The sequence below is a fragment of the Mesorhizobium sp. M0663 genome (assembly GCF_040320585.1).
In the GTDB taxonomy this organism is placed as follows: domain Bacteria; phylum Pseudomonadota; class Alphaproteobacteria; order Rhizobiales; family Rhizobiaceae; genus Mesorhizobium.
Genome location: NZ_JAMYPX010000027.1, coordinates 20,798 through 46,514 on the forward strand (window position 1 = coordinate 20,798; position 25,717 = coordinate 46,514).

Here is a 25,717-nt window from a genome sequence, read left to right on the forward strand (position 1 = left end):
GGGCGTCTCGCCCCTTTCCCTCGCTCTTTGCATGGTCCTTGGACCGGAAGTCGGCGCAGCAAAAAGTTGCGGACTCTTCGGCCTGGGTCTGCAATAAAAAGGGTATTGCATCTGGGACTGGTCTGAAGGCTTGTTCTGCCGCTGGCGGCAGCGCACGGCTTGCAAACCGGTTCCACCCCCCAACCCGACCGGCAGGGGACCGCCATGCTTTCTTTCGTTATCAGGCGTCTCGGCACCATGGCATTGACGATGCTGTGCCTGACGATGATCGTCTTCTTCCTGGTCAATCTCGGGCCTAATCTGAAGAAGCTCGCGATCAGCCAGACCGAAATGCACACATCCGCCGAGCAGCTTGAGGCTTGGCTGGTCAACCATGGCTATCGGCAGAATTTCTTTATCCGCTACGGCCAATGGCTGGGCATCATGCCCAAGCAGCCGGTGACCGACCCGGCGACCGGCAAGCCCGCACAGCGTTTCTCCTTCTGCAACGATCCGGTCGTGCCGACATTCTCCGGCATCCTGCAAGGCGATTTCGGTTGCTCGACCAAGTTCAAGACGACGGTCGCTTCGAAACTCTTTCCGGCGCTCAGCGCCACCGGCATCCTGATGCTCTGCGTGCTGGCCGTAATGGTGCCGATCTCGCTTTTGATCGGTATTCTCGCCGGCATGCGCGAGGGTTCACGCACCGACCGCACATTGTCGGTGGCTTCGATCGCCTCGACGGCGACGCCCGAATATGTTTCGGGCGTTATCTTCACCGTGATCTTTGCCTCCTGGCTCGGCGTGCTGAACGGTTCGGCGGCCTCGGCCAGCCAGGGCATCACCTTCTATAATTTCACCTTACCGGTGATGACGCTGGCGATATACGGCATCGGCTACATCGCTCGCATGACCCGCGCCTCGATGGTGGAGGTGATGACACAGCAATATATCCGAACCGCCCGGCTGAAGGGCCTCTCCTTCGGCAGCGTGGTGATAAAGCACGCTCTGCGCAACGCGCTGATCGCGCCATTCACGGTCATCATGCTGCAGTTCCCCTGGCTGCTCACCGGCGTCGTCATCGTCGAGGTGATGTTCCGCTACCAGGGGTTCGGCTACACGCTGGTCGAGGCCGCCGGCAACAACGACATCGATCTTCTGCTCGGCTGCTCGCTGGTCTCGGTGTTTATCGTCCTGATCACACAGCTCATCTCCGATGTCGGCTACGCGTTTCTCAATCCGCGCATCAGAGTTCAATAGGAGACCGGCGGATGCAGGTCGAATATCTCAGCGCCTTCAACGTCGTACTCGGCGTGCTTACCCGCTTCTGGCCGGTCTGGATCGCTCTCGCCCTGGTGATGGGGGCGAGCTTCGGCTACAAGAAGAAGCTAGGCCTTTACGGCCAGCTTTTCGACAGCGGCGTCGGCATCGTCGGCGTCGGCATCTGCCTGTTCTGGCTGTTTACGGCGATCTTCGCGTCGACCATCTCGCCCTTCGATCCGCTCGCCCAAGTGCCGATCATGAAGGACGCGCTGCCGGGCGCAATCGAGCCGGCGTCGAAACTTGTATACTATTTCGGCGGCGACAAGCTCGCCCGCGACGTGTTCTCGCGCATGGTCTATGGCAGCCAGATCGTGCTGATCATCGCGCCAGCGGCGACCGGTTTTGCGCTGATGGTCGGCATTACGCTCGGCCTGCCGGCCGGCTATTATGGCGGCAAGATCGATACGGTGCTGTCCTTCCTCGCCAACCTTGTGCTGGCCTTCCCGGTGATCCTCCTGTTCTACCTGCTGGTGACGCCGGGCATCATGGACACGCCGATCCCCTACGCGATGGCAGGGCTGTTCTTCCTGTTTCCGATCATCTTCTTCAGTGTGCTGTTCTGGACGCGCTACAAGAACCGCCCCGACCGCCTCTATATCCTGCTTGGCCTGACGTTGGTACTTGGCGGCTGGATCTATGCAGGCCTTGTCTTCGATGCCGATCCGTTCAAGATCATCCACATCGATCCCAACCAGCTCAACATCTTCGTGGCGGTGGTGTTCGCCTCCAGCCCCGGCGTGTTCCGCATCGTGCGCGGCCTGGTCATGGATATCAAAACGCGCGACTATGTTGCGGCGGCACAAACGCGCGGTGAATCGCCCTGGTACATCATGCTGTGGGAGATATTGCCCAATGCGCGCGGGCCGCTGATCGTCGACGCCTGCCTGCGCATCGGCTACACCACGATCCTGCTCGGCACGCTCGGCTATTTCGGGCTGGGACTGGCGCCGGAAAGCCCGGACTGGGGCACGGCGATCAAGGATGCCAGCCGGCTGCTGCGCTCCTTCATCCACCCGGCGCTGCCGCCGACGATCGCATTGATGTCGTTCGTGCTCGGCCTCAACCTCCTGGCGGATTCGTTGCGCGAACAGTCTATGAAAGATTGATGCCGGGAAGATCGATGCCGGGTTCGGCCCGACATGCCTGAAGAACAAGGATTGGAGCGACCCATGAATGAGGCAGTTCGAAATCCCGCCAAGCCGACCAATGGGCCGACCAATGGGCCGATCATCGAGATCGAGAACCTGTCGATCTCCTTCTTCACCCGCAAGGGCGAAATCCCGGCGGTCATGGATTTTTCCTGCACGGTCATGCCTGGCGAGGCGATGGGTATTGTCGGCGAATCCGGCTGCGGCAAGTCGACCGTGTCGCTGGGCATCATGCGCGACCTCTCCAACATCGGAAAGATCGTCGGCGGAAAGATCAAATTCCAGGGCAAGGACATGGGAGAACTGTCCGACGAAGAACTGCGAGCTATCCGCGGCAACAAGATCGCGATGATCTACCAGGAGCCGATGGCCAGTCTTAACCCGGCGATGAAGGTCGGCCAGCAGCTGATGGAAGTGCCACTGATCCACGACAAGGTGTCGAAGGACGAAGCTTACAAACGCGCCTTGGAAATGGTGCGCGCGGTGAAGCTGCCGGATCCCGAGCGCATGATGCGTTCCTACCCGCACCAGCTTTCCGGCGGCCAGCAGCAGCGCATCGTCATTGCCATGGCGCTGCTGTCGAAGCCTGCGCTGCTTCTGCTCGACGAGCCGACCACAGCGCTCGACGTGACGGTTGAGGCCGGCATCGTCGACCTGGTCAAGGGGCTGGGCGAGAAGTTCGGCACCTCGATGATCTTCGTGTCGCACAATCTCGGCCTGATCCTGGAGACCTGCGACCGCATCACGGTGATGTATTCGGGCGAAGCGGTGGAGACCGGCAAGATCAAGGACGTCTTCGACCGGATGCGCCATCCCTACACGCAAGGCCTGTTCCGCTCGATCCCGCTGCCGGGCGCCGACAAAAATTCGCGGCCGCTGATCTCCATCCCGGGGCAGTTGCCGCTACCGCACGAGCGGCCGAAGGGCTGCAATTTCGGCCCGCGCTGCCACCATTTCGTCGAGGGCGTCTGCAACGCCGCCGAAATTCCGATGATCGCGGTCGAAGGCCATGACGGGCATTTCTCGCGCTGTGTGCGCTTCAACGAGATCGACTGGGAGGCGCTGCCACCCGGCGCCAAGAAGGTCAACGAGCGGGTGGTGCCCGGTGCGCCGGTGCTCCAGATCGAAGACCTCCGGAAGTACTACAAGGTCGGCGGCAGCGAAGTGTTCGGCTCGAGCGAGGGCCGTGTCGTCAAGGCCAATGAGACGATCTCGTTCATGGCGCGCGAATCCGAGACCGTCGCTATCGTCGGCGAATCCGGCTGCGGAAAATCGACCCTGGCCAAGGTGCTGCTCGGCCTCGAAACGGCAAGCTCCGGCCGCGTCAAGCTCGGCAACAAGGAGATCCAGTCGACCGGGATCGAGAAGCGCAGCGTCGACACGGTGTCATCGATCCAGATGGTGTTCCAAAATCCGTTCGACACGCTCAATCCCAGCCATTCGGTCGGTTCGCAGATCATCCGTACGCTGGAAAAGTTCAATGTCGGCGACTCGGTGGCCGACCGCCGCAAGCGGATGCTGGAATTGCTCGACCTGGTGAAGCTGCCGAGGGCATTCGAGACACGCAAGCCGCGCCAGCTTTCAGGCGGCCAGAAACAGCGCATCGGCGTTGCGCGTGCCTTTGCCGGCGACGCCAAGGTGGTGGTGGCCGACGAGCCGGTCTCGGCACTGGATGTGTCGGTCCAGGCCGCGGTGACCGAGCTCTTGATGGACATCCAGCGCAAGAACAAGACGACGATGCTGTTCATCAGCCACGATCTGTCGGTTGTGCGCTACATCGCCGACCGCGTCGTCGTCATGTATCTCGGCTATATCGTTGAGCAAGGCACGACCGACCAGATATTCGCGCCGCCCTATCACCCCTATACCGAGGCATTGCTGTCGGCGATCCCGATCGCCGACACAAGCGTGGTCAAGAAGCACGTCGTGCTGGAGGGCGACATCCCTTCGGCGATGAACCCGCCGTCCGGCTGTCCGTTCCAGACGCGCTGCGGCTACAAGAAACTGGTGCCGGACAACCTTTGCGAAACCAAGGTGCCGCCAGTCAAAAATCTCGGCGACGGCCATATGAGCTTGTGCTGGCTGTCCGACGACGTGCTGGCGAAAATGGAGCCGGTGATCAAATTCGACAAGGAGCACGCCGCAAATGAGGGCGTGCCGGATGATGCAAACCACGGTGTTGGCCCGGGCTTTGCCGGAGATCCGCCCAAGCGCCCGCATGGCAAGACTGGCAGCGTTGAAGCCGATGCCGAGGGTCAGGCAGTGGAGAATGCCGAAGCGGTCGCCAAAGCCCGCCGTCACGAGGTTCGCGACGAGGTTTCAGAGACCGGCACCTCAAGCTCTGCCGACAGCCAGGTGGCACCAATCATGCCGCCGACTGTCGGCGACGGCCGACAGGCCGAGGACGCCACGCGCAAGCCGCGCAAACCCAAGGGCGGCTGAGAGCCGTTAATAGGCTAGGGCGCGCATTGCCGTAGCTGCGCGGCGTAGTCCTGCGCCATCTGTTCGGTGGCATGCGCATAGCGCTGCACGTCGGCGTCGCCGCGATTGCCGCGCTTATAGGCATTCCAGCCGAGATAGTAGGCGAGATACAGATTGTAGGTGTCGTTGCGGGCGACGCCGAGGGTCTCGGCGGTCTTGGAATGATACCAGCCGACGAAATCGACGGCATCGGCAAACCTGGTGCGGCGCGCCGCCCAGCTGCCGGTCTCGTTCTGGTATTGCGCCCAGGTGCCGTCGAGCGCCTGCGAGAAGCCGGTGGCGCTGGAGATATGTTTCCAGGGAATGAAGCCCAGCAGCTTGGTGCGCGGCGGCCTGGCGTTGCTCTTGAAGCCGGATTCCTTGCGCACCGTCGCCATCAGCACGGGAACCGGCACGCCGTATTTCTGCTCGGTGCGTTGTGCCGCCGCCTGCCAATTGTCGAACCAGCCGTCATTCTGGTCGAAAACGGCGCAGACATCGTTGATGTGGTTCGGCGGCGTCGCGCAGGCCGAAAGCGCCAGCGGCACGGCAATCGCTACAATTTTACTAAAACTCAACCTACGCATTGCAAGAGCATTAGGCCGAAAACATAAAAGGAATCTTGCTGCGTTCCTTAACGGCTCATCGGCCGCTTTGCCTGACGCGGAACAAGTATAACCATTCCGACGTTTGTTGTCGCTTTTACCGATGTGAAATTCCCGGAATGCCGCCTTGGCTAAAATCACGCCCGCAGGTGGCGGATTCTTGACAGCTCGATCCTCGTGCCGGCGCTTTGATGCGCGGCATGAGCGAACCAAGACGCAAGCGCGGCGCCGAGCGAACCAGCAACAGGGGACCGACCGCCATCCCGCAACTGCCGTTGCGCCGCGTCACCAATCCCTATCCGCCAATGGCGATGCTCTCGGCCGACCAGATCGAGGCGATCCACCAGGCGTCGATGCATATCTTGGAGAATTTCGGCATCGAGGTGATGAGCCCGCGGGCGCTGTCGCTGTTCGAGAAGGCCGGGGCCAAGGTCGATCATGCAACGATGAACGTCCGCATCGATCGCGGCATGATCGAGGAAGCGCTGAAGACGACGCAGTCCAGCTATACGCTGACGCCGCGCAATCCCGCCCATGCCGTCCACCTCGGCGGCAATACCATCAACTTCACGCTCGTCGCCGGGCCGCCGAATGTGCACGACATGGAGCGCGGCCGCCGTGCCGGCAATTTGCGCGATTATTCCGATCTCGTCCGGCTGGCGCAGCATTTCAACTGCATCCACATGCTAGGCAACCAGGTCTGCGCGCCGGTAGAATTGCCGGCGAATTCCCGTCATCTCGACACCTATTTCGCCAATCTGACACTGACCGACAAAAGCTTTCACGTCTCGGCCATCGGCCGCGGCAGGGCGCTCGACGGCATCGAAATGATGGCAATCGCGCGCGGACTGACGCTTGACGAGATGCGCGACGATCCCGGCGTCACCACGATCATTTCGGTCAATTCGCCGCGCCGCTTCGACGAGATGATGGCCGAGGGGCTGATGACGATGGCCGAGTTCGGCCAGTCGGCGGCGGTAACGCCATTCACGCTGATGGGGGCGATGAGCCCGGTGACGCTTGCCGGCGCGCTCGCCCAGCAGAATGCCGAGGCGCTGTTCGGCGTGGTGCTGACGCAACTCGTCCGCCCCGGCGCGCCGGTGATGTATGGCGCCTTCACCTCCAATGTCGATATGAAATCGGGAGCGCCGGCGTTCGGCACGCCTGAAAACACCAAGGCGAATATCGCGTCCGGACAGTTGGCGCGGCGTTACAACCTGCCTTATCGCACAACGCCGGGCTCGGCTTCCAATGCCGCCGACGCGCAAGGCGCCTATGAGACGCTGATGGCGCTGTGGGGCGCGGTGCTCGGCCATGGCAACCTCGTCTACCATGCCGCCGGCTGGCAAGAGGGCGGACTGACAGCGTCGTTCGAAAAGTTCATCATCGATGTCGAGATGATCCAGCACATGATGGAGTTTTTGCGCCCGATCGAGGTCAACGAGGCCGAGCTTGCCGTCGAGGCTCTGGGTGCGGTGCCGACAGGCGGCCACTTCTTCGGCGAGCCGCACACGCTGGAGCGCTATGCCACTGCATTCTATCAGCCGATACTGTCCAACTGGCAGAATTTCGAGGCCTGGCAGGAGGCTGGCGGGCTCGATGCCACGGCGCGGGCGACGAGGCTTTGGAAGAAGGCGCTGGAGGACTATGTCGAGCCGGTGATGGAAATCTCCAGGCGCGAAGCGCTGGAGGCGTACGTGGCCAAGCGCAAGGAAGCGATCGGGCAAAGCGAGCCGTGATGATCGAAGGCTTGCGCTCGTGGGGCTCCTCCCCGAATTCATCGTTCCCATCCAACTCGTTGACGTCAGAGAGAATCCCATGAAATCGCATGCAAAGGTCGTGGTTATCGGCGGTGGCGTCGTCGGGTGCTCCGTGCTGTTCCATCTGGCCCGGCACGGCTGGACAGACATCGTGCTTCTGGAGCGCGATGAATTGACCTCCGGCTCGACCTGGCACGCCGCCGGCGGCATGCACACCATCAATGGCGATCCCAATGTCGCCAAGCTGCAGAAATACACAATCTCGCTCTACAAGGAGATCGAGGAACTGTCCGGCCAGGCGACCGGCGTGCATTTGACAGGCGGCGTCTTGCTGGCAGCGACGGAGGCGCGGCTCGACTGGCTGCGCGGCGTCGTCGCCAAGGGCCGCTATCTCGGCATCGAGCTCGAGGAGATATCGCCTGATGAGGCGGCCGAGCTGATGCCGTTGCTCGATCCCAAGCAGTTCGTCGGTGCCGTGCGCAACAAGGAGGACGGTCATCTCGATCCGTCCGGCGTTACTCATGCCTACGCCAAGGCGGCGAGGAAGCTTGGTGCCGAGGTCGAGCGTTTCACCAAGGTCGAGGACATCGTGCGGCGCGCCGACGGGCTGTGGCGCGTCATCACCAACAAGGGCGAGGTTGTGGCCGAACATGTCGTCAATGCCGGCGGCCTGTGGGCGCGTGAGGTCGGCCGCATGGTCGGGCTGGAGCTGCCGGTGCTGGCGATGGAGCACATGTACCTGATCACCGAGGACATGCCGGAGGTCGCCGCCTGGAACCAGAAGACCGGCACGGAGATCATCCATGCGGTCGACTTCGACGGCGAGCTCTATCTGCGCCAGGAACGCGGCGGCATGCTGATGGGCACTTACGAAAAGGCCAACAAGCCATGGTCCGAGTTCCAGACGCCATGGAATTTCGGCCACGAGCTGCTCGAACCCGACATCGACCGCATCGCACCGTCGCTGGAGGTTGGCTTCCGGCATTTCCCGGCGTTCCAGAACACCGGCATCAAGCAGATCATCAACGGACCCTTCACCTTCGCGCCGGACGGCAATCCGCTGGTCGGGCCCGTGCGCGGCCTGCCGGGGTTCTGGGTGGCCTGTGGTGTCATGGCCGGGTTCTCGCAGGGCGGCGGCGTCGGCCTGGCGCTGTCGAACTGGATGATCGAGGGCGATCCCGGCGCCGACATCTGGGCGATGGACGTTTCGCGCTACGGCGACTGGGCCACGATGGCCTATACCAACGCCAAGGTGCGCGAGAACTATTCGCGGCGGTTTTCGATCCGCTTCCCGAACGAGGAACTGCCGGCTGGGCGACCGCTCAAGACGACGCCGGTCTATGATCTGTTGTCGGCCGAGGGCGCGCAATGGGGCGTCGCCTATGGGCTGGAAGTGCCGCTGTGGTATGCGCCCGAAGGGGTCAAGGACGAATTCTCCTGGCGCCGCTCGAGCGACTTCGAGCATGTCGCGAAAGAAGTGGAGACGGTTCGGCAACGCGTTGGTCTGTCGGAAATCTCGTCATTTGCCAAATACAGAGTGACCGGCGCGGGTGCAGCAACCTGGCTCGACCGCTTGCTGGCCTGCAAGCTGCCAAGGCCCGGCCGCATGACGCTGGCGCCGATGCTGAAGGAAGACGGCAGGCTAATCGGCGATTTCACGCTGGCCAATCTCGGCGGTCCAAATTCTGCATGTAAGGATTGGTTCCTGGCCGGCAGCGGTGTCGCCGAGCAGTACCACATGCGCTGGTTCGAAGCGCACCTGCCGAAGGACGACTCTGTTAGCATCGAGGCGCTGGGAGCAAAACTCACCGGCTTATCGATCGCCGGGCCGAGCGCGCGGAACCTTCTTGAAAAGGTCACACGATCTGACGTGTCGAATACGGCCTTTCCGTTCATGGCCATCAGCAGGATGGATATCGGCATGGCGCCGTGCCTGGTCGGGCGCGTCAGCTACACCGGCGACCTCGGCTACGAGATCTGGGTGGCGCCGGAATATCAGCGTGCCGCCTGTCAGGCGCTGATGGCGGCGGGCGAGGAATTCGGCATCGGCCTGTTCGGCTCGCGCGCGCTCAATGCGCTGCGGCTCGAGAAGAATTACGGCTCATGGGCGCGCGAATACCGGCCGATCTATGGGCCGCTGGAGGCCGGCCTCGACCGCTTCGTCACCTACGGCAAAGAGGCCGATTTCATCGGCAAGCAGATGGCGCTGGCCGAGCGCAAGCAAGGCGGCAGACTGCGGCTGCGGGCCTTTGTCGTCGATGCTGCCGATGCCGACGTCATCGGCGACGAGCCAATCTGGTACGGCGGTGCCGTGCGCGGTTGGGTCACGTCGGGCGGCTACGCGCATCATTCGAAAAAGTCCGTCGCCATCGGCTATGTGCCGAAAGAGATTGCCGACGAAGCCGACGGCTTCGAGATTGAGCTTCTGGGCAAACGCCACGCTGCGCGCATGCAGCCGATCCCGCTGTTCGACGCGAATTTCGAGCGGATGCGTGGGTGACGTTTCAGGCACCGCGGCGGTTGTCCAGCGCCAGGGCTCCGGCGCCGGCAAACACCAGATAGAGGAAGATGAAGCAGAACGAGATCGCGGCATCGCCGCCGTTGTTGACCGGGAAGAAGTCGCGCGGCATGTGCGCCATGAAATAGGCGATCGCCATCTCGCCGCTGAGAAGGAATGCCACCGGTCTGGTGAAAAGCCCCAATACCAGCAGGATGCCGCCTCCGAATTCCAGGATGGCCGCGGTCAGCGATAGCCCGCTCATGGTGCCGGCATGGTCGCCGACGGGGAAATTGAACAGTTTCTGGGTGCCGTGCTCAATGAACTGCAGCGCCGTCACGATGCGCAAGGCGGCAAGGGCGAACGGTTGATATCCGGCGAGGCCTTCGAAAAGCTTCATCTACGACTCCATTTTCACCTAGCCCGGCCATAGGTCATCGCCAAAGGCCGGACCATTCACATAGTCCGGCCTGCATTCAACTGTCGGTGAGTGAGTCGTGAGGCGTGCTGTAGCCTTGGGGTCGCACGATGGCGGCCCCGCGATCAGCGCGGCCGTTAATGCCCGGGCGCTGTCAGAGCAAAGTGCGCGCCTTGCGGGTCTGTGCACTGTACGATCCAGCTGCCGCCGGGGACCTCCATCGGACCCATCAGGATCTTGCCGCCATTGTCGGTGACGCGCTTGGCTGCCGCGTCGATGCCGGGCACGTTGAAATAGAACTGCCAGACCGGCGCCGGGATCTGCTCGGGCTTGTTCATCATGCCGCCAACGGGCTCGCCGCCGAAGGCGAAAAGCTGGTAGACGCCCATCGGACCCATATCCATGGCGTCGCCCTTCTCCCAGCCGAACTGGCTGGAATAGAAATCGAACGCCGCCTTCCAGTCTGACGTGTAGAGCTCATGCCAGCCGATGTTGCCGGGGGTCGCCAACGGTAGCGGCGGCTGGTCGGGGCCGCTGGGCTGCAGGAAGTTGAACATCGCGCCTTGCGGGTCTGCAACGACGGCGAAGCGGCCGACGCCAGGAATGTCGTCGGGCTCGCGGTGAACCGCGCCACCAGCCTTCTTGAGGGAGGCCGTTGCGGCATCGACGTCCCTGGTGAGGATATAACCGACCCAGGCCGGCGGCATGCCCATCTTGCGCGCGTCATCGGGCAGCGTCATCAACCCGCCGACGCCGCGCTCGCCGACATTCATGACGATATAGCGCGGCATGCCCTGGGCCCCTTCGAAAGGCTGCCCCCTCCAGCCCACCACGGAGGTGTAAAACGCCTCGGCGGCGTCGAGATCGGTGGTCATCAGCTCGTACCAGAAGAAGGGCATGGGGGACTGTGGCATTGTCGTGCTCCTTGCGGTTTGTACATCGATCATGCGCGATCCATTCTAGGACGATCTTCACGACGAAAATCCGACAGCCAACCAAAAAAGATGACGGCAAATTGGAAATGTTACCGGGTTGCGCGCCCTGCGGTTTTCGACTTTGCTCGCAGTCAACGAGGGGTTGTTGATCCATGCGCCGGATGTCGCTCACTTCCGAACTTGTCGCGAATATCTCTTCAGCACCGTCCATCATCTGGAAGAGTTCGGCATTCTCGCGACCGCAATCTGTGGCGGCTGCAGGAAGTCGTCGCGGACGAGATCAGGTCGATGCATGGCCGCAAGCCCTGAAGCCGGCTCCCAGACGGCGCCCTGACCAGAGCGGACCATCACCAGTCTAAGGGCTATCCCGCTGCCCGGAATGGTTGTGGAAGGCGTGGTGCGCAACGCAGTGATCAGATCCAAGCGGCCATGGCTTCACGAGCAATCACCTCTTCCGTGCATTCGAGACTGAGCAATAGGAAATGCGAACAGTCGTCTGTCGGCCCGGGTATTGATCGCAACCAGTGCGAGTTCTCGACTCGTAGGAGGGGCCATCTATAGGAGGCTTGCCTGCCAGAGCCAATCAACGGGATTGAGCTGCTAGCGCTGACATGGGTCACTCCCAACATGTCGTCATGAGCCGAAAGTGCTAGCACTCCGTGGAAGTTGATCTTGAGGGTTCGTTCGGATGCCCCGACGAAGAAGTCGCCTTCGACGGCCAATTCAAAGTAGTTGTCGGATTTCAGACGCCACACCTGACAGGCAGCCAGCGGTAAATCTTCCACAGGCTCCCACCGCTGAACCGCCTCCTGAACAATGTCCATTACCTTCTCCAATGTTTGAAAATCGCGCACGATGCTCAAGCGCCTACCGCCTGGTAACGCTTTCGAACAGCTTGTCGCCACTTGGTAGCCAATTCTGGGCGCCGCATCCATTGAGGCGCAACGGACAGTGCTCAAAAACATGAGTGCGTTTATCATGTTTTTATCGAGCGGTTTCAGCGGTTTGCGCCGAAAATTGACCAATTGATAAAAAAATAAAACGTGCTAGCCTTCCCCAAAACAAGAACATGGGGAACTGACGATGCCAGAAGGCCAGTTCAAGCAAGGCATTGCCGGCGGGCGGCTTTCGCCGGAACAATATGCCGATAATTTTGCCGACCTGCACCCGCCGCTCGATCATCACGAGGCGCTGGTCGAGTCCGACCGCTGCTATTTCTGCTATGACGCGCCGTGCATGAATGCGTGTCCGACCTCGATCGACATCCCGCTGTTCATCCGCCAGATTTCGACGGGCAATCCGATCGGCTCAGCCAGGACTATTTTTGACCAGAACATTTTGGGCGGCATGTGCGCCCGCGTCTGCCCGACCGAGACGCTGTGCGAAGAAGTCTGCGTGCGCGAGGTGGCCGAAGGCAAGCCGGTGCAGATCGGTCGCCTTCAGCGCTACGCCACCGATGTCGCCATGGCCGAAAACAAGCAGTTCTACAAGCGCTCCGAACCGACCGGCAAGACGGTCGCCGTGGTCGGCGCCGGACCGGCCGGGCTTGCCGCCGCGCATCGGCTCGCCCGCTACGGCCACGACGTGACCATCCTGGAAGCCCGCCCGAAGCCCGGCGGCCTCAATGAGTACGGTATCGCCGCCTATAAAAGCGTCGACAATTTTGCCCAGGCCGAAGTCGACTATGTCACGTCGATCGGCGGCATCGACATCCAGAACGGCAAGGCGCTCGGCCGTGATTACCAGCTGTCGGACCTGACCAGGAATTACGATGCGGTGTTCCTCGGCATGGGGCTTGCCGGCGTCAATGCCTTGCGAGCGGATGGCGAGGAAGCGCAAGGCGTCACCAATGCCGTCGAGTTCATTGCCGAGCTTCGCCAAGCCAGCGATCTGGCCAGCCTGCCGGTCGGCCGGCGCGTCGTCGTCATCGGCGGCGGCATGACGGCGATCGATGCGGCGGTGCAGTCGAAGCTGCTCGGAGCCGAAGAGGTGACGATCTGCTATCGGCGCGGCCCGGAGCACATGAACGCCTCCGAATTCGAGCAGGACCTGGCCGCTGCCAACGGCGTCATCATCCGGCACTGGTTGCAGCCGAAGCGGGTCATTGCCGACGGCGGCAAGGTGTCGGCGATCGAGCTCGAATACACCGCGATGGACGGCGACCGGCTCGTCGGCACCGGCGAGCGGCTGACGTTGACCGCCGACCAGGTGTTCAAGGCGATCGGCCAGAGTTTTGTCCCGGCTGCGCTCAACGGCAGCGGGGCTTTGCTTGACCTGGAAGCCGGCCGTATCAAGGTCGACGCCGAAGGCCGCACCTCGCTGCCAAACGTCTGGGCCGGCGGCGACTGCATCTTTGGCGGCGACGACCTGACAGTCTCGGCCGTCGCACAAGGCCGCGACGCGGCGGAAAGCATTCATCGGGCACTGACCTCGAACGGGAGGGCATGAGCATGGCAGACATCCGCAACAATTTCGTCGGCATCAAATCGCCGAACCCGTTCTGGCTAGCCTCGGCGCCGCCGACCGACAAGGCCTATAACGTCATTCGCGCCTTCAAGGCTGGCTGGGGCGGCGTTGTCTGGAAGACGCTCGGCGAAGAAGGGCCGCCGGTGGTCAACGTCAACGGGCCGCGCTACGGCGCCATCTGGGGCGCCGATCGTCGCCTGCTTGGCCTGAACAATATAGAGCTGATCACCGACCGCGACCTGCAGGTCAATCTGCGCGAGATCAAGCAGGTCAAGATGGACTGGCCCGACCGGGCGATCGTCGTCTCGCTGATGGTGCCTTGCGAGGAGCATGCCTGGAAGGCGATCCTGCCGGTGGTCGAGGAGACCGGCGCCGACGGCATCGAGCTCAATTTCGGCTGCCCGCACGGCATGTCGGAACGCGGCATGGGTGCGGCAGTCGGCCAGGTGCCGGAATACATCGAAATGGTGGTGCGTTGGTGCAAGGCCAATACGCGCATGCCGGTCATCACCAAGCTGACGCCCAACATCACCGACATACGCAAGCCGGCACGCGCTGCCCTTGCCGGCGGCACCGACGCGGTGTCGCTGATCAACACCATCAATTCGATCACCGGCGTCAACCTCGACAATTTCGCGCCGGAGCCGACGATCGACGGCAAGGGTTCGCATGGCGGCTATTGCGGTCCGGCGGTGAAGCCGATCGCCATGAACATGGTGGCCGAGATCGCGCGCGATCCGGAAACGCATGGCCTGCCGATCTCCGGTATCGGCGGCATCACCACCTGGCGCGACGCCGCCGAATTCATGGCGCTCGGCGCCGGCAATGTGCAGGTGTGCACGGCGGCGATGACCTACGGCTTCAAGATCGTGCAGGAGATGATCGCCGGCCTGGAAAACTGGATGGACGAGAAGGGCCATGCCACGCTCGACGACATCGTCGGCCGTGCCACGCCCAACGTCACCGACTGGCAGTATCTCAATCTCAACTACGTCGCCAAGGCGCATATCGACCAGGATGCCTGCATCAAATGCGGCCGCTGCCACATCGCCTGCGAGGACACTTCGCACCAGGCGATCACCGCAATCGTCGACGGCGTCAGGCATTTCGAGGTGATCGAGGCCGAATGCGTCGGCTGCAATCTCTGCGTCAATGTCTGTCCGGTCGAGAACTGCATCACCATGGAGGCGTTGGCGGTCGGCGTGATGGACCAGCGCACCGGCAGGCCGGTGTCGCCGATCTATGCCAACTGGACGACGCATCCGAACAATCCGATGGCCAAGGTGGCGGCGGAGTAGCGCACAGCCCGTTGTGGAAAAGCGGCACCTGCGGGCGCCGCTTTTTTCAAATGGCTATTGCGGACATAAATTATCCAGGATAGTATATCTCCATGAATTGGAGATCAGAACAATGAAGCTGGGCGAAGGCGTCGAAGCGGCCATCCACTGCGCCGCGATGCTCGCCGGCGTTGACGGCGCCGCGACCTTGCCAGGTGCTGCCATGGCCGAAGCGTTCGGGCTGTCGCCGAGCTATCTGCTTAAGCATCTCAACGCGCTGACTGCGTCCGGCATTCTGGAATCAGTGCCGGGGCCGTCCGGCGGCTACCGGCTGGCGCGGCCGGCGGAACGCATAACGCTGCTCGATATCGTGCTGGCCGTCGAGGGGCGTGAACCGGCGTTCCGCTGCGCCGAAATCCGCCAGCGCGGCCCAGCGAAGCTCGATGCCTCGGTCTATGTCAAACCCTGCGGCATCAACGTAGCCATGCTGAAGGCCGAGCGTGCCTATCGCGCCGCGCTCGCCGACGCCCGGCTGTCCGACATCGTTGCAGAATACACGGCCGATGCCGATCCCCGTTCGGTCGCCGCGAACTGCGCCTTCGTCGAGCGCCATCGGCGGCCGCAGAAATCAAGTTCAACCAAGCAAGCATGAAAGGCTACAGACGATGAAACAGAGGCTGCAATTTTTCGGCGCGGCGCCGGAGATCATGAAGGCGGTGTCGGCGCTCAACAAGGCAGTCGACGAATGCGGGCTCGAAAAAAGCCTGTTGCATCTGATCAAGCTCAGGGCGTCGCAGATCAACGGCTGCTCGTATTGCGTCGAGATGCATAGCCGCGAAGCGCGCCGCGACGGCGAAAGCGAGCAGCGGCTCTATCTCGTCTCCGCCTGGAAGGAATCGCCGCTGTTTTCAGAGCGCGAACGCGCGGCCTTGGCCTGGACCGACGCGCTGACCAGGATTGCCGACAACGGTGTGTCGGACGAACTCTATGCAAGGACGCTCGAATATTTCTCGGAAGAGGAGCTGGTCAAGCTCTCGGTGGCGCTCGGCATGATCAACACCTGGAACCGGCTTTGCGTTCCGTTCCATGCAATCCATCCGATGCCAGCGGTCTTGGCCGCCTGAGGACCAGGTGCGCGGCCTTGCGCCGCGCGCCTCTTTTCTGCCCAAGGACACCCGACAGCATGTTTTTAAACTTTGATAGTGAGATCCTATTCGCCGCCCGCCTGCTGCTTGGCGGCGCCTTTGTCTTTGCCGGCCTGCGCAACATTCAGAACGCGGCGTTGGTAAGCCAATTGATGACGACGCGCGGCATGCCGCAGGCACGGCTGGTGCTGTGGCTGGGGATCGTCCTGCAGATCATCGCCGGAGCACTGGTGATCGCGGGCATCTGGACCGCTCCGGCAGCGGCATGCCTGATCCTGTTCCTGATCGTCGCCACGCCGATGTTCCATAACTTCTGGGATCATCAGGGCCCGGAGCGCGCGTCCCGCATCAACGGCTTTGTCGGCAACGTCGCGCTGGCCGGAGGATTTCTGGCGCTGATCGCGCAGTCGCTTTGACAACGACTGATGCCTCTTGGAGGCAGCCGCTCACGCCGCATACCGCAAGCCGCCATCACAGGTCAGGGCCTGGCCGGTGACGAAGCTGTTCGAAACCAGGAACGCAATTGCCTCGGCGACGTCCTCGGCGCGGCCGATACGGCCGACCGGCGTCTTGCCGGCGTACTCGGCAAACACCGCATGGCGCTGTTCATCGGGCAGGAAATCCCACCACGGCGTGTCGATGACGCCCGGCGCCACGGCATTGACGCGTAACGGCTTCAGCTCCATCGCCAGGATCGGCACCACGGTCAGCAGCATGCCGTTGACGGCGGCGATGCCGGCGACACCCGGCGCCGACAATTGCGCCGACACCGCCGAGATGAAAGTCACCGAGCCGCTCTTGTTCAGCGTCGGCAAGGCGGCCTGCAGGCAGGAGAGCGGTGGCCGGACCTTCTCGTCGACGCCACCGCCGATGTCGGTCAGGTCAAGTGTTTCGAACGGGCCGAGCCCCTTGCCGCCGCTGGCGGCCAGCACCAGGTGATCGAAAGGGCCGAGATCGCTGAAGAACCGGCGAACCTCGTCCGGCTTCGCGGCATCGAAGGCAGCTTTTTCGACCGCGCCGCCAAGGCTTTGCCATGCATTGTCGAGCCTTTCCCTGCTGCGCCCGGTGATCGTCACCTTCATCCCCGGGCCGAGCAGCTTTTTCGCGGTGGCGAGGCCGATGCCGGAGGAGCCGCCGACGATCACGGCGTGCTGCGTTTTCTCGATCATGAATTTTCTTTCTTCGATGTTGCGGAGACGGGTGCGAGCCCGACAAGGCCGAGGCTCAATTCGCGCAACTGCTGCCTCGCCTTAGCGTCATAGGCTTGCGCATCGGCGCGGGATTCTCTTTGGCCGTCGAAATAGAGGCCGCTTCGCCCTTCGAGCGCCGGCGATGTGGCGAGATTGATGATGGCCTCGGCGCCGGTTTCGACCGAGCTCCACGGCGTGATGCCCGCCTGCCGCACCATCGTAGTGTTCATGTAGCTTGCCGGATGCAGGCTGTTGACCGTGACGCCGGTGCTCTTCAGCTGCTCCGCCAGATCGATGGTGAACATGATCTGCGCCAGCTTGCTCTGGCAGTAGGCACGGACGCCGTCATAGGAGCGGGTCAGCATGACATCACTGAAGTCGATCGCCCGTTGCCCGGCCGAGGCGACGTTGACGATGCGCGCCGGCGCGCTGGACTTGAGCAGTGGCAGCAGCTCCGTGGTGAGCAGGAAACCGGCGAGATAGTTGACGGCAAAGCGCAGCTCGTAGCCGTCGGCGCTGACCTGCCGTTTCGCGTTGGGGCCGGCGGTGCCGACGCCGGCATTGTTGATGAGGATATCGAGCCGCTTGGTCCTAGCGCGGACGGCTTCGGCGAGGCGGCGGACCTCGGCCAGGGAGGAGAGATCGGCGACAAGCAGCTCGGCGTTGCCGCCGGCGGCTTCGATCTCGGTCACGATCGCCTTGCCCCTTGTCGCGTCGCGGCCATGCACCAGGATGCGGGCGCCGCCGGCGCCGAGCCGTTGCGCGACAACGCGGCCGACGCCGTCGGTAGACCCTGTGATGAGGATTGTCTTGTCTTTCAGTTCCATGTTCGGAGCCTCCATCTTATCGCTCTGAGCGGAAAGATGGGGCACCAGACGCATGCCAAACAGTTCAAACTTTATCCTGGTATCGGTACTGCTATAATAGCGCCGATGGATTCCACCACGCACTCCGCCGAAGGCAGCCGTCGCCGCGAGCTTGGCGCATTTCTGCGCTCGCGGCGCGAAAGGCTGACGCCTTCGGCCACCGGCATCTCGACCGGCTTGCGCCGGCGCACGCCCGGGCTGCGGCGCGAGGAGGTGGCGATGATCGCCGGCGTCGGCACGACCTGGTACACCTGGCTGGAGCAGGGGCGCGACGTCAGGCCATCGGTGGAGGTGCTGACGGCGCTCAGTCAGGCGTTGCGTCTGGATGCGGCCGAGCAACGGCATCTGTTCATCCTTGCCGGCCGTCCGCAGCCGGAGCGTCGCGTCGACGCCCCGGAAAGGGTCGACGGTCCCTTGCTGCACATGCTGCAAAGCCTGGTCCTGCAGCCGGCCTATGTCGTTGGGCGTCGCTGGGACGTGCTGGCCTGGAACTCTGCCGCGGCAGCCGTATTCGGCGACTATGGCCTGCTGGAGGGCGATGCCCGCAACATCGTCCATATGGTTTTCACCAGCCCGCAGCATCGGCGCCTGCTCGTTGACTGGGAGGAACTGGCGCGTGCCGTGCTGGCGTCATTCCGGGCAGAAAGCGCCAGATATGTCGGCGACCCGGATTTCGAGCGGCTGATCGCGCTGATGACACGTTCAAGCCCGGAGTTTCGGGCATGGTGGCCGCTGCGCGATGTGGCCCGCAACCTGTCGGGTGTGAAGCATGTCAGGCATCCGACGGCAGGCGCCATGGCGTTCGAGCATATGAGCCTGTCGATCGACGACGGCTCGGACATGAAGCTGATCGTCTACACGCCGCTCGCCGAGCAGAACTCGATCGCCAAGCTCGAACAGCTGCTGGAGACGCTTCCGGCCGAGCGGCGCAGCGCGTGAACCCAGCTTCGTCATCCCAGGGCGTAGCAGCCGCGAAGCGGCGTCGCGGAGACCCTGGGATCCATGCCGTGACATCTGCCGAAGAATGCAGCGGAGCAGAATACTGCACTGCAGCAACGCTCTGAGGTCACGGCATGGATCCTGGGGTCTGCGCTGCGTCGCTCCGCTCCTTGCTGCGCCCCAGGATGACGAAGCAATGGGGGAGGTTTGCGACAGCCGAGCTGCCTCAGCCCTTCGGCTTCAGCCCGTCGATGAACAGCTGCTCGAGAAACCTTGCTGCATCCTCGAAGCGGCCGTCGCCGCCGCGGTCGGGGCCGAGCACGGCGCGGACCTGGACGTCGAAATCGGCGTAATGCTGCGTTGTCGCCCAGATCGAAAAGATCAGGTGCCAGGGGTCGGTGCGGGCGATCTTGCCGGCGCGCATCCAGCCCTTGATGACGTTGGCTTTCTCGTCGACCAGCGTCTTCAACTCCCCTTCCAGCATCGGCATGATGCGCGGCGCGCCCTGCAGGATCTCATTGGCGAACAGGCGGCTCTCGCGCGGGAAATCGCGCGCCATTTCCAGCTTGCGCCTGATGTAGCTGCGCAGTTCGGTTAGCGGATCGCCGATGTCGTCGAGTTCGCGCAGCGGCGCCAGCCAGGTGTCGAGAAGCCGCTGCATCAGCGTCTCGTGGATGTCCTCCTTGCGGCGGAAATAATAGAGCAGGTTCGGCTTCGACATGCCGGCGGCTTCGGCGATCTGGTCGATGGTCGAGCCGCGAAAACCGTTGGTGGAGAAGACTTCTAGCGCCGCCTCCAGGATGAGCTCGCGCTTTTCCAGCTGAATGCGGGTGCGGCGAGGAGCGGAGCTTTCGACCGCCCCCGTCACCCCGCAAAACCTTCGCCGTGAGGAGTGTCTGGACCAATTCTCTGGACCAGTTTTTCCTCGCCCTGTGGAGCGCACTTCGAAAGCCGCATTTCCGCTAGTAATCCCTTGACCGCTGATAAGGCGGTGCTAACGTTTGTCCAACCGGTCAAAAATTTGCGTAGCACGAAAACGTCGCGAAGACCAAGCGTTGGAAAGACCAAGCGTTAGCCGCACCGAAACAGGTTACAAGGGGAAGTCTTGGTCATGTCCAACCGGCTGAAAGTCACGCCGAACGATCTCAGCGCATTCTGGATGCCGTTCACGGCAAACCGGCAGTTCAAGCAGGCGCCGCGCATGATGGTGTCGGCCAAGGATATGCACTACACGACCAGCGACGGGCGCAAGGTGCTCGACGGCACCGCCGGCCTGTGGTGCGTCAATGCCGGCCACTGCCGCCCGAAGATCACCGAGGCGATCCAGAGCCAGGCGGCCGAGCTCGACTACGCTCCCGCGTTCCAGATGGGCCATCCGATCGTGTTCGAGCTGGCGAACCGGCTGGTCGACATCGCGCCGAAGGGCATGGACCATGTGTTCTTCACGAATTCCGGATCGGAATCGGTCGAGACCGCGCTGAAGATGGCGATCGCCTATCACCGCGTAAAAGGCGAGGGCTCGCGTACCCGCCTGATCGGCCGCGAACGCGGCTATCACGGCGTCAATTTCGGCGGCATCTCCGTCGGCGGCATTGTCACCAACCGCAAGATGTTCGGCACGCTGCTCGGCGGCGTCGATCACATGCCACACACGCATCTGCCGGAAAAGAACTCTTTCACCAAGGGCGTGCCGGAGCATGGCGCGGAACTGGCGAACGAGCTGGAGCGCATCGTCGCCTTGCACGACGCCTCGACCATCGCCGCCGTCATCGTCGAGCCGGTGGCCGGTTCCACCGGCGTCATCCTGCCGCCGAAAGGCTATCTCGAGAGGCTGCGCGAGATCTGCACCAAGCACGGCATCTTGCTGATCTTCGACGAAGTCATCACCGGTTTCGGCCGTCTCGGCACGCCGTTCGCCGCCGACTATTTCGGTATCACGCCGGATATCATGACCACCGCCAAAGGCGTCTCCAACGGCGTCATCCCGATGGGCGCGGTGTTCGTGAAGAAGGAAATCCACGACGCCTTCATGACCGGCCCCGAGCACATGATCGAGTTCTTCCACGGCTACACCTATTCGGGCAATCCGATCGCCTGCGCGGCGGCGTTGGGCACGCTCGACACCTACAAGGAAGAGGGGCTGCTGACGCGCGGCGAGGAACTGGCGCCGTACTGGGAGGACGCGCTGCACTCGCTGAAGGGCGAGCCGAACGTCATCGATATCAGAAACATCGGCCTGATCGGCGCGATCGAGCTGGCGCCGATCGCCGGCCAGCCGACGAAGCGGGCCTTCTCGGCTTTCGTCAAGGCATTCGAGCGCGGTGCATTGATCCGCACCACCGGCGACATCATCGCGCTATCGCCGCCGCTGATCATCACCAAGGGTCAGATCAACGAATTGATCGACCATGTGCGCGAAGTGCTGAGGGCCGTGGATTGAACCAGGTGCAGCTTTCCCTCCCCCTCGAGGGGAGGGTGGCCGCGAAGCGGCCGGGTGGGGTCGGTGCGGCAGTGCGCCAGCCTGACCTTCGGCCGCATAGGTGCCTGTGATGCCCCGGACCCGCGTGAGCTTCGAAATGCGCCAAAAGGCGCGCGCGCTTCGAGTACATGCGACCAAAGGCGAATCGCTGCTTTGGTATGAACTGCGCGAATTGAAATCGGCTGCGATGAAATTCCGGCGCCAGTGTCCGATCGGGCCTTATATCGTCGACTTTGCCTGCCTTGCGGTAAAGCTGGTCGTTGAAGTCGATGGTGATCTGCACGAACAGGAGAAGGGCAAACGGCACGACGCCGTCCGTGATGCCTATCTGCGGTCGCTCGGGTTCGATATCTTTCGCGTCGATGAGCCCGATGTCATAAACAGCGCTTGGCATGTCGCACAGGTGGTCAAGGAGAAGGTCGCGCGCATGTCAGCCGACCCCACCCGACCGCTTCGCGGCCACCCTCCCCTCGAGGGGGAGGGGGACGCTGGCGTGCCACAACCAATGAGGTTTTAGAATATGGCCGCCCCCGGCGAGAATCTGCGAATCAATTCAGACCGTTTGTGGGATTCGATAATGGAGATGGCGAAGATCGGCCCCGGCATTGCCGGCGGCAACAATCGCCAGACCGTGACCGATGAGGACGGCGAAGGGCGGCGTCTGTTCAAGCGCTGGTGCGATGAGGCGGGGCTCGAAATGGGCGTCGACGAGATGGGCACGATGTTTGCCCGTCGCGAAGGCACCGATGCCAGCCTGCCGCCGGTCTATGTCGGCAGCCATCTCGACACCCAGCCGACCGGCGGCAAGTATGATGGTGTGCTCGGCGTGCTCGGCGGGCTGGAGGTCGTGCGCTCGCTCAACGATCTCGGCATCAAGACAAAGCATCCGATCGTCGTCACCAACTGGACCAACGAGGAAGGCGCGCGCTTTGCGCCGGCGATGATGGCGTCCGGGGTATTCGCCGGCGTGCTCGATCAGGCCGACGTTTATTCGCATGTCGACAAGGATGGCAAGAAATTCGGCGAGGAGCTCGAACGGATCGGCTGGAAGGGCACCGAGAAAGTCGGCGAGCGCAAGATCCACGCCTTCTTCGAATTGCATATCGAGCAGGGCCCGATCCTCGAGGACGAGGGCATCGACATTGGTGTCGTCACCCATGGCCAGGGACTGAAATGGCTGCAGGTGACGTTGACCGGCAAGGAGGCGCATACCGGCTCGACGCCGATGCCGAAGCGGCGCAATGCCGGGCTCGGCATGGCGCGGGTGATCGAATTGGTGCACGAGATCGCCATGGACTACCAACCCGACGCCGTCGGCGCGGTCGGCCATATGGAGGTCTATCCGAACTCGCGTAACATCATTGCCGGGCGCACCGTCTTCACCATAGACATCCGCTCGCCGGAAAAGGAGGTGCTGGACGCCATGGACGAACGCATCCGCGAAGGCATCGACACAATCTGCGACGCGCTCGACATCAAATATCAAATCGATCAGGTCGGCCATTTCGATCCGGTCACTTTCGACGCGGGCTGCGTCAAGGCTGTGCGGGATGCGGCGGAGCGCCTGGGATATACGCATCGCAACATCGTCTCCGGCGCCGGCCATGACGCCTGCTGGATCAACCGCGTCGCACCCACCGCAATGGTGATGTGCCCCTGCGTCGACGGTCTCAGCCACAACGAGGCCGAGGAAATCACCAAGGAATGGGCAGCGGCCGGCGCCGACGTGCTGTTCCATGCGGTCGTCGACACGGCGGTGATTGTCGAATGATGGGATAGCCTCGCAACGCCGCTCACAAGAAGCGCGAAGAGAACAAAGGGAACATGAAAATGTCCAAAGTCATCAAGAATGGCACCATCGTCACCGCCGACCGCACGTGGAAGGCCGACGTGCTGTTCAAGCACGGCAAGATCATCGGCATCGGCTCGGATTTGCATGGCGACCATGAGTTCGACGCCAGCGGCTGCTATGTGATGCCGGGCGGCATCGACCCGCATACCCATCTCGAAATGCCGTTCATGGGCACCTATTCGGCCGACGATTTCGAATCCGGCACGCGAGCGGCCCTTGCCGGCGGCACGACCATGGTCGTCGATTTCTGCCTGCCGGCGCCGCAGCAATCGCTGCTCGAGGCCCTGCAGATGTGGGACAACAAGACCTCGAAGGCGTCCTGCGACTATTCCTTCCACATGGCGATCACCTGGTGGGGCAAGCAGGTGTTCGACGAGATGGCCACTGTCGTCGACAGGGGCATTACCTCGTTCAAGCATTTCATGGCCTACAAGGGCGCGCTGATGGTCGATGACGACGAGCTCTATTCGTCGTTCCAGCGCTGTGCCGATCTCGGCGCGCTGCCGCTGGTCCATGCCGAGAATGGCGACGTGGTGGCGGCGCTGTCGCAGAAGCTGCTGGCGGCGGGCAATAGTGGCCCCGAAGGGCACGCCTATTCGCGTCCGCCGGAAGTGGAAGGCGAGGCGACCAACCGCGCCATCATGATCGCCGACATGGCCGGCGTGCCGCTCTATGTCGTGCATGTCTCCTGCGAGCAGGCGCACGAAGCCATCCGCCGCGCGCGCCAGAAAGGCATGCGGGTATTCGGCGAGCCGCTGATCCAGCACCTGACGCTGGACGAGAGCGAATATTTCAACAAGGACTGGGACCATGCGGCGCGGCGCGTCATGAGCCCGCCCTTCCGCAACAAATGGCACCAGGATTCGCTGTGGGCGGGCCTGCAGGCCGGATCACTGCAAGTGGTGGCGACCGACCATTGTGCCTTCACCACCAAACAAAAGCGCAACGGCGTCGGCGACTTCACCAAGATCCCGAACGGCACGGGCGGGCTCGAGGATCGTTTGCCGGTGCTGTGGACGACCGGCGTCAACACCGGCCGGCTGACGATGAATGAGTTCGTCGCGGTGACCTCGACCAACATCGCCAAGATCCTCAACATGTATCCGAAGAAGGGCGCCATCGTCGAAGGCGCGGATGCCGACATCGTCGTCTGGGATCCGAAGCGCAAGAAGAAGATCACGGCCAAGAAGCAGCAATCGGTGATCGACTACAATGTCTTCGAAGGTTTTGAGGTAACCGGCCTGCCGCGCTTCGTCTTCTCGCGCGGCGAACTGTCGATCGAGGAAAACGAGGTCAAGGCGAAGCCCGGCCATGGCGAGTTCGTCGCTCGCGAGCCGAACGCGGCGGTCAACCGGGCCCTGTCGACCTGGAAGGAGATTTCCGCGCCGCGCAAGGTGGAACGTACAGGCATCCCGGCGACGGGCGTTTGAGCTTGGGGAGCCACGGAGCGATTATCTCAATGGCCGCGGTGATCCTTGCCGCCGGGCCGGCGGCGGCTGACGTCCTTGCCGGCTCCTTTGGCAATGAGGTCGGTTGCGCTGGTGTACGGCTCGGTTATCAGGACAGCGACGATTATGTCGTGCTGACCGCCGACGGCGTCGAAACCTATGGCAGCGGCTGCCAGTTCGCACAGCGACTGACGACAGCGCCTGGCACCTTGTTGTTGAGCTCCACCTGTTTCGCCGAGGGCGAGGAGGGCACGACCACGGATGTCGTCAAGGTCATCAACAGAGGAGGGGACGGTTTCTTCGTGACCATTCCCGGCCTTGAGGAGATAGGGCCGCTGAAATCATGTTCGTGACGGTGCCGATGGCGACCGCTGCCTCGATGCCGGCGTCAGGCGACCAACCCGTCCAGTTTCGGCAGCAGGACGACGCTTTCCTGTTCGTTGGGATCGGTGCGGGCAATGACGGCCGAGGCGGGGCCGTCGCTCAGATTGGCCGGCAGATGCGGCACGCCGGGGGGAATATAGAAAAGATCGCCGGCCTTGACCACGATATGCTGTTCGAGCCGGTCGCCATACCAGGTATGGACTTCGCCGGAGAGCACATAGATCGCGGTTTCATGGTTTTCGTGCATATGCGCCTTGGCGCGGGCACCCGGCGGCATGGTCAGCAGATGCATGCAGATGCCGGACGAGCCGACTGTTTCGGCGGCGATACCGGCGAAATAACTCAGGCCCTGCTTGCCTTCATAAGAGCTTTCAGGGCGGATAAGATGGCAAGTCGGTTTGGGCGACATCGGGGCAACTCCGGGCGTCTATCTGATGGGACAAGGGCGCGTAGAACTGGGGCGCGTAGAACTGGGGCGAGTAGGACTGGGCGAGTGGAAAGCAACATCGGGGTAAAATCAATGGGATTCCGGCCGGCGCCGCAGTG

General features: G+C 62.6%; 24 protein-coding genes and 1 pseudogene. 17 read left to right on the forward strand and 8 right to left on the reverse strand.

Going from position 1 to position 25,717, the window contains the following annotated elements; genetic code table 11:
* Positions 1-204: 204 nt before the first annotated feature.
* The 3 genes from NKI54_RS29360 (at position 205) to NKI54_RS29370 (ending at position 4,892) form a co-directional block, all read left to right on the forward strand.
* Positions 205-1,239 carry an ABC transporter permease gene (locus NKI54_RS29360; RefSeq protein ID WP_023675847.1) on the forward strand — a complete coding sequence of 345 codons (1,035 nt, stop codon included), beginning with the start codon at positions 205-207 and terminating at the stop codon, positions 1,237-1,239.
* 11 nt (positions 1,240-1,250) lie between these two features.
* Positions 1,251-2,408, forward strand: a complete 1,158-nt coding sequence (locus NKI54_RS29365) for an ABC transporter permease (protein WP_023675848.1) — start codon at positions 1,251-1,253, stop codon at positions 2,406-2,408.
* Between the two features lie 63 nt (positions 2,409-2,471).
* Entirely contained in the window at positions 2,472-4,892 is a 2,421-nt protein-coding gene (locus tag NKI54_RS29370) for a dipeptide ABC transporter ATP-binding protein (RefSeq protein WP_023675849.1), read from the forward strand.
* 14 nt (positions 4,893-4,906) lie between these two features.
* On the opposite strand, the gene NKI54_RS29375 is transcribed toward NKI54_RS29370, so the two are convergent.
* Positions 4,907-5,497: a transglycosylase SLT domain-containing protein gene (locus NKI54_RS29375; RefSeq protein ID WP_023675850.1), complete on the reverse strand. Its 591-nt coding sequence runs from the start codon at positions 5,495-5,497 to the stop codon at positions 4,907-4,909.
* Between the two features lie 218 nt (positions 5,498-5,715).
* Here NKI54_RS29375 and NKI54_RS29380 point away from each other — a divergent pair, with 218 nt between their 5' ends.
* Complete coding sequence (locus tag NKI54_RS29380) at positions 5,716-7,254, forward strand: trimethylamine methyltransferase family protein (protein ID WP_352693143.1); 1,539 nt, start codon at positions 5,716-5,718, stop codon at positions 7,252-7,254.
* A 79-nt stretch (positions 7,255-7,333) separates the two neighbouring features.
* Positions 7,334-9,775 (forward strand): GcvT family protein, encoded by a 2,442-nt coding sequence (locus tag NKI54_RS29385; protein ID WP_352693145.1) that lies wholly within the window; start codon positions 7,334-7,336, stop codon positions 9,773-9,775.
* A 4-nt stretch (positions 9,776-9,779) separates the two neighbouring features.
* On the opposite strand, the gene NKI54_RS29390 is transcribed toward NKI54_RS29385, so the two are convergent.
* Positions 9,780-10,172 (reverse strand): DoxX family protein, encoded by a 393-nt coding sequence (locus tag NKI54_RS29390; protein ID WP_352637271.1) that lies wholly within the window; start codon positions 10,170-10,172, stop codon positions 9,780-9,782.
* Positions 10,173-10,327: 155 nt separating this feature from the next.
* Positions 10,328-11,104, reverse strand: coding sequence for a VOC family protein (locus NKI54_RS29395; protein ID WP_352456224.1), 777 nt, complete (start codon positions 11,102-11,104; stop codon positions 10,328-10,330).
* A gap of 205 nt (positions 11,105-11,309) precedes the next feature.
* Here NKI54_RS29395 and NKI54_RS29400 point away from each other — a divergent pair.
* Positions 11,310-11,434, forward strand: a pseudogene (locus NKI54_RS29400) (gamma-glutamylcyclotransferase); the annotation flags it as partial.
* Between the two features lie 104 nt (positions 11,435-11,538).
* Here the strand turns inward: NKI54_RS29400 and NKI54_RS29405 are convergent.
* The gene (locus NKI54_RS29405; RefSeq protein ID WP_352637270.1) at positions 11,539-11,988 is read right to left on the reverse strand and encodes a hypothetical protein; all 450 of its coding nucleotides are present in this window, start codon (positions 11,986-11,988) and stop codon (positions 11,539-11,541) included.
* A 220-nt stretch (positions 11,989-12,208) separates the two neighbouring features.
* Here NKI54_RS29405 and NKI54_RS29410 point away from each other — a divergent pair, with 220 nt between their 5' ends.
* From NKI54_RS29410 to NKI54_RS29430, 5 genes are all read left to right on the forward strand, one after another.
* Positions 12,209-13,573, forward strand: a complete 1,365-nt coding sequence (locus tag NKI54_RS29410) for an NAD(P)-dependent oxidoreductase (protein ID WP_352621224.1) — start codon at positions 12,209-12,211, stop codon at positions 13,571-13,573.
* Between the two features lie 2 nt (positions 13,574-13,575).
* Positions 13,576-14,889 carry an NAD-dependent dihydropyrimidine dehydrogenase subunit PreA gene (preA, locus tag NKI54_RS29415; RefSeq protein ID WP_352578713.1) on the forward strand — a complete coding sequence of 438 codons (1,314 nt, stop codon included), beginning with the start codon at positions 13,576-13,578 and terminating at the stop codon, positions 14,887-14,889.
* Between the two features lie 112 nt (positions 14,890-15,001).
* Positions 15,002-15,520 (forward strand): RrF2 family transcriptional regulator, encoded by a 519-nt coding sequence (locus NKI54_RS29420; protein ID WP_352453193.1) that lies wholly within the window; start codon positions 15,002-15,004, stop codon positions 15,518-15,520.
* Between the two features lie 13 nt (positions 15,521-15,533).
* Positions 15,534-15,992, forward strand: coding sequence for a carboxymuconolactone decarboxylase family protein (locus tag NKI54_RS29425; protein WP_352505556.1), 459 nt, complete (start codon positions 15,534-15,536; stop codon positions 15,990-15,992).
* A gap of 59 nt (positions 15,993-16,051) precedes the next feature.
* Complete coding sequence (locus NKI54_RS29430; protein WP_352571805.1) at positions 16,052-16,429, forward strand: DoxX family protein; 378 nt, start codon at positions 16,052-16,054, stop codon at positions 16,427-16,429.
* Positions 16,430-16,459: 30 nt separating this feature from the next.
* Here NKI54_RS29430 and NKI54_RS29435 read toward each other — a convergent pair whose 3' ends face one another.
* Entirely contained in the window at positions 16,460-17,182 is a 723-nt protein-coding gene (locus NKI54_RS29435; protein WP_352637269.1) for an SDR family oxidoreductase, read from the reverse strand.
* A complete protein-coding gene (locus NKI54_RS29440; RefSeq protein ID WP_352693147.1) occupies positions 17,179-18,030 on the reverse strand; it encodes an SDR family NAD(P)-dependent oxidoreductase in 852 nt (283 codons plus the stop codon). The genes NKI54_RS29435 and NKI54_RS29440 overlap by 4 nt, the downstream gene beginning before the upstream one ends.
* Before the next feature lie 105 nt (positions 18,031-18,135).
* On the opposite strand from NKI54_RS29440, the gene NKI54_RS29445 reads away from it, so the two are divergent.
* Positions 18,136-19,008, forward strand: coding sequence for a helix-turn-helix transcriptional regulator (locus NKI54_RS29445; RefSeq protein ID WP_352637266.1), 873 nt, complete (start codon positions 18,136-18,138; stop codon positions 19,006-19,008).
* A 226-nt stretch (positions 19,009-19,234) separates the two neighbouring features.
* Here the strand turns inward: NKI54_RS29445 and NKI54_RS29450 are convergent, their stop codons facing one another.
* A complete protein-coding gene (locus tag NKI54_RS29450) occupies positions 19,235-19,876 on the reverse strand; it encodes a TetR family transcriptional regulator C-terminal domain-containing protein (protein ID WP_254819042.1) in 642 nt (213 codons plus the stop codon).
* A 243-nt stretch (positions 19,877-20,119) separates the two neighbouring features.
* On the opposite strand from NKI54_RS29450, the gene aptA reads away from it, so the two are divergent.
* From aptA to NKI54_RS29475, 5 genes are all read left to right on the forward strand, one after another.
* Complete coding sequence (gene aptA, locus NKI54_RS29455) at positions 20,120-21,448, forward strand: omega-aminotransferase AptA (protein ID WP_352637265.1); 1,329 nt, start codon at positions 20,120-20,122, stop codon at positions 21,446-21,448.
* 136 nt (positions 21,449-21,584) lie between these two features.
* Complete coding sequence (locus NKI54_RS29460; protein ID WP_352693149.1) at positions 21,585-22,004, forward strand: endonuclease domain-containing protein; 420 nt, start codon at positions 21,585-21,587, stop codon at positions 22,002-22,004.
* A 3-nt stretch (positions 22,005-22,007) separates the two neighbouring features.
* A complete protein-coding gene (locus NKI54_RS29465; protein ID WP_352637263.1) occupies positions 22,008-23,258 on the forward strand; it encodes a Zn-dependent hydrolase in 1,251 nt (416 codons plus the stop codon).
* A gap of 59 nt (positions 23,259-23,317) precedes the next feature.
* Positions 23,318-24,769 carry a dihydropyrimidinase gene (gene hydA / locus NKI54_RS29470; protein WP_352637262.1) on the forward strand — a complete coding sequence of 484 codons (1,452 nt, stop codon included), beginning with the start codon at positions 23,318-23,320 and terminating at the stop codon, positions 24,767-24,769.
* 29 nt (positions 24,770-24,798) lie between these two features.
* Positions 24,799-25,140 (forward strand): hypothetical protein, encoded by a 342-nt coding sequence (locus NKI54_RS29475; protein ID WP_031211553.1) that lies wholly within the window; start codon positions 24,799-24,801, stop codon positions 25,138-25,140.
* Positions 25,141-25,175: 35 nt separating this feature from the next.
* Here the strand turns inward: NKI54_RS29475 and NKI54_RS29480 are convergent, their stop codons facing one another.
* Positions 25,176-25,580, reverse strand: a complete 405-nt coding sequence (locus NKI54_RS29480; RefSeq protein WP_352693152.1) for a cupin domain-containing protein — start codon at positions 25,578-25,580, stop codon at positions 25,176-25,178.
* Positions 25,581-25,717: the final 137 nt, after the last annotated feature.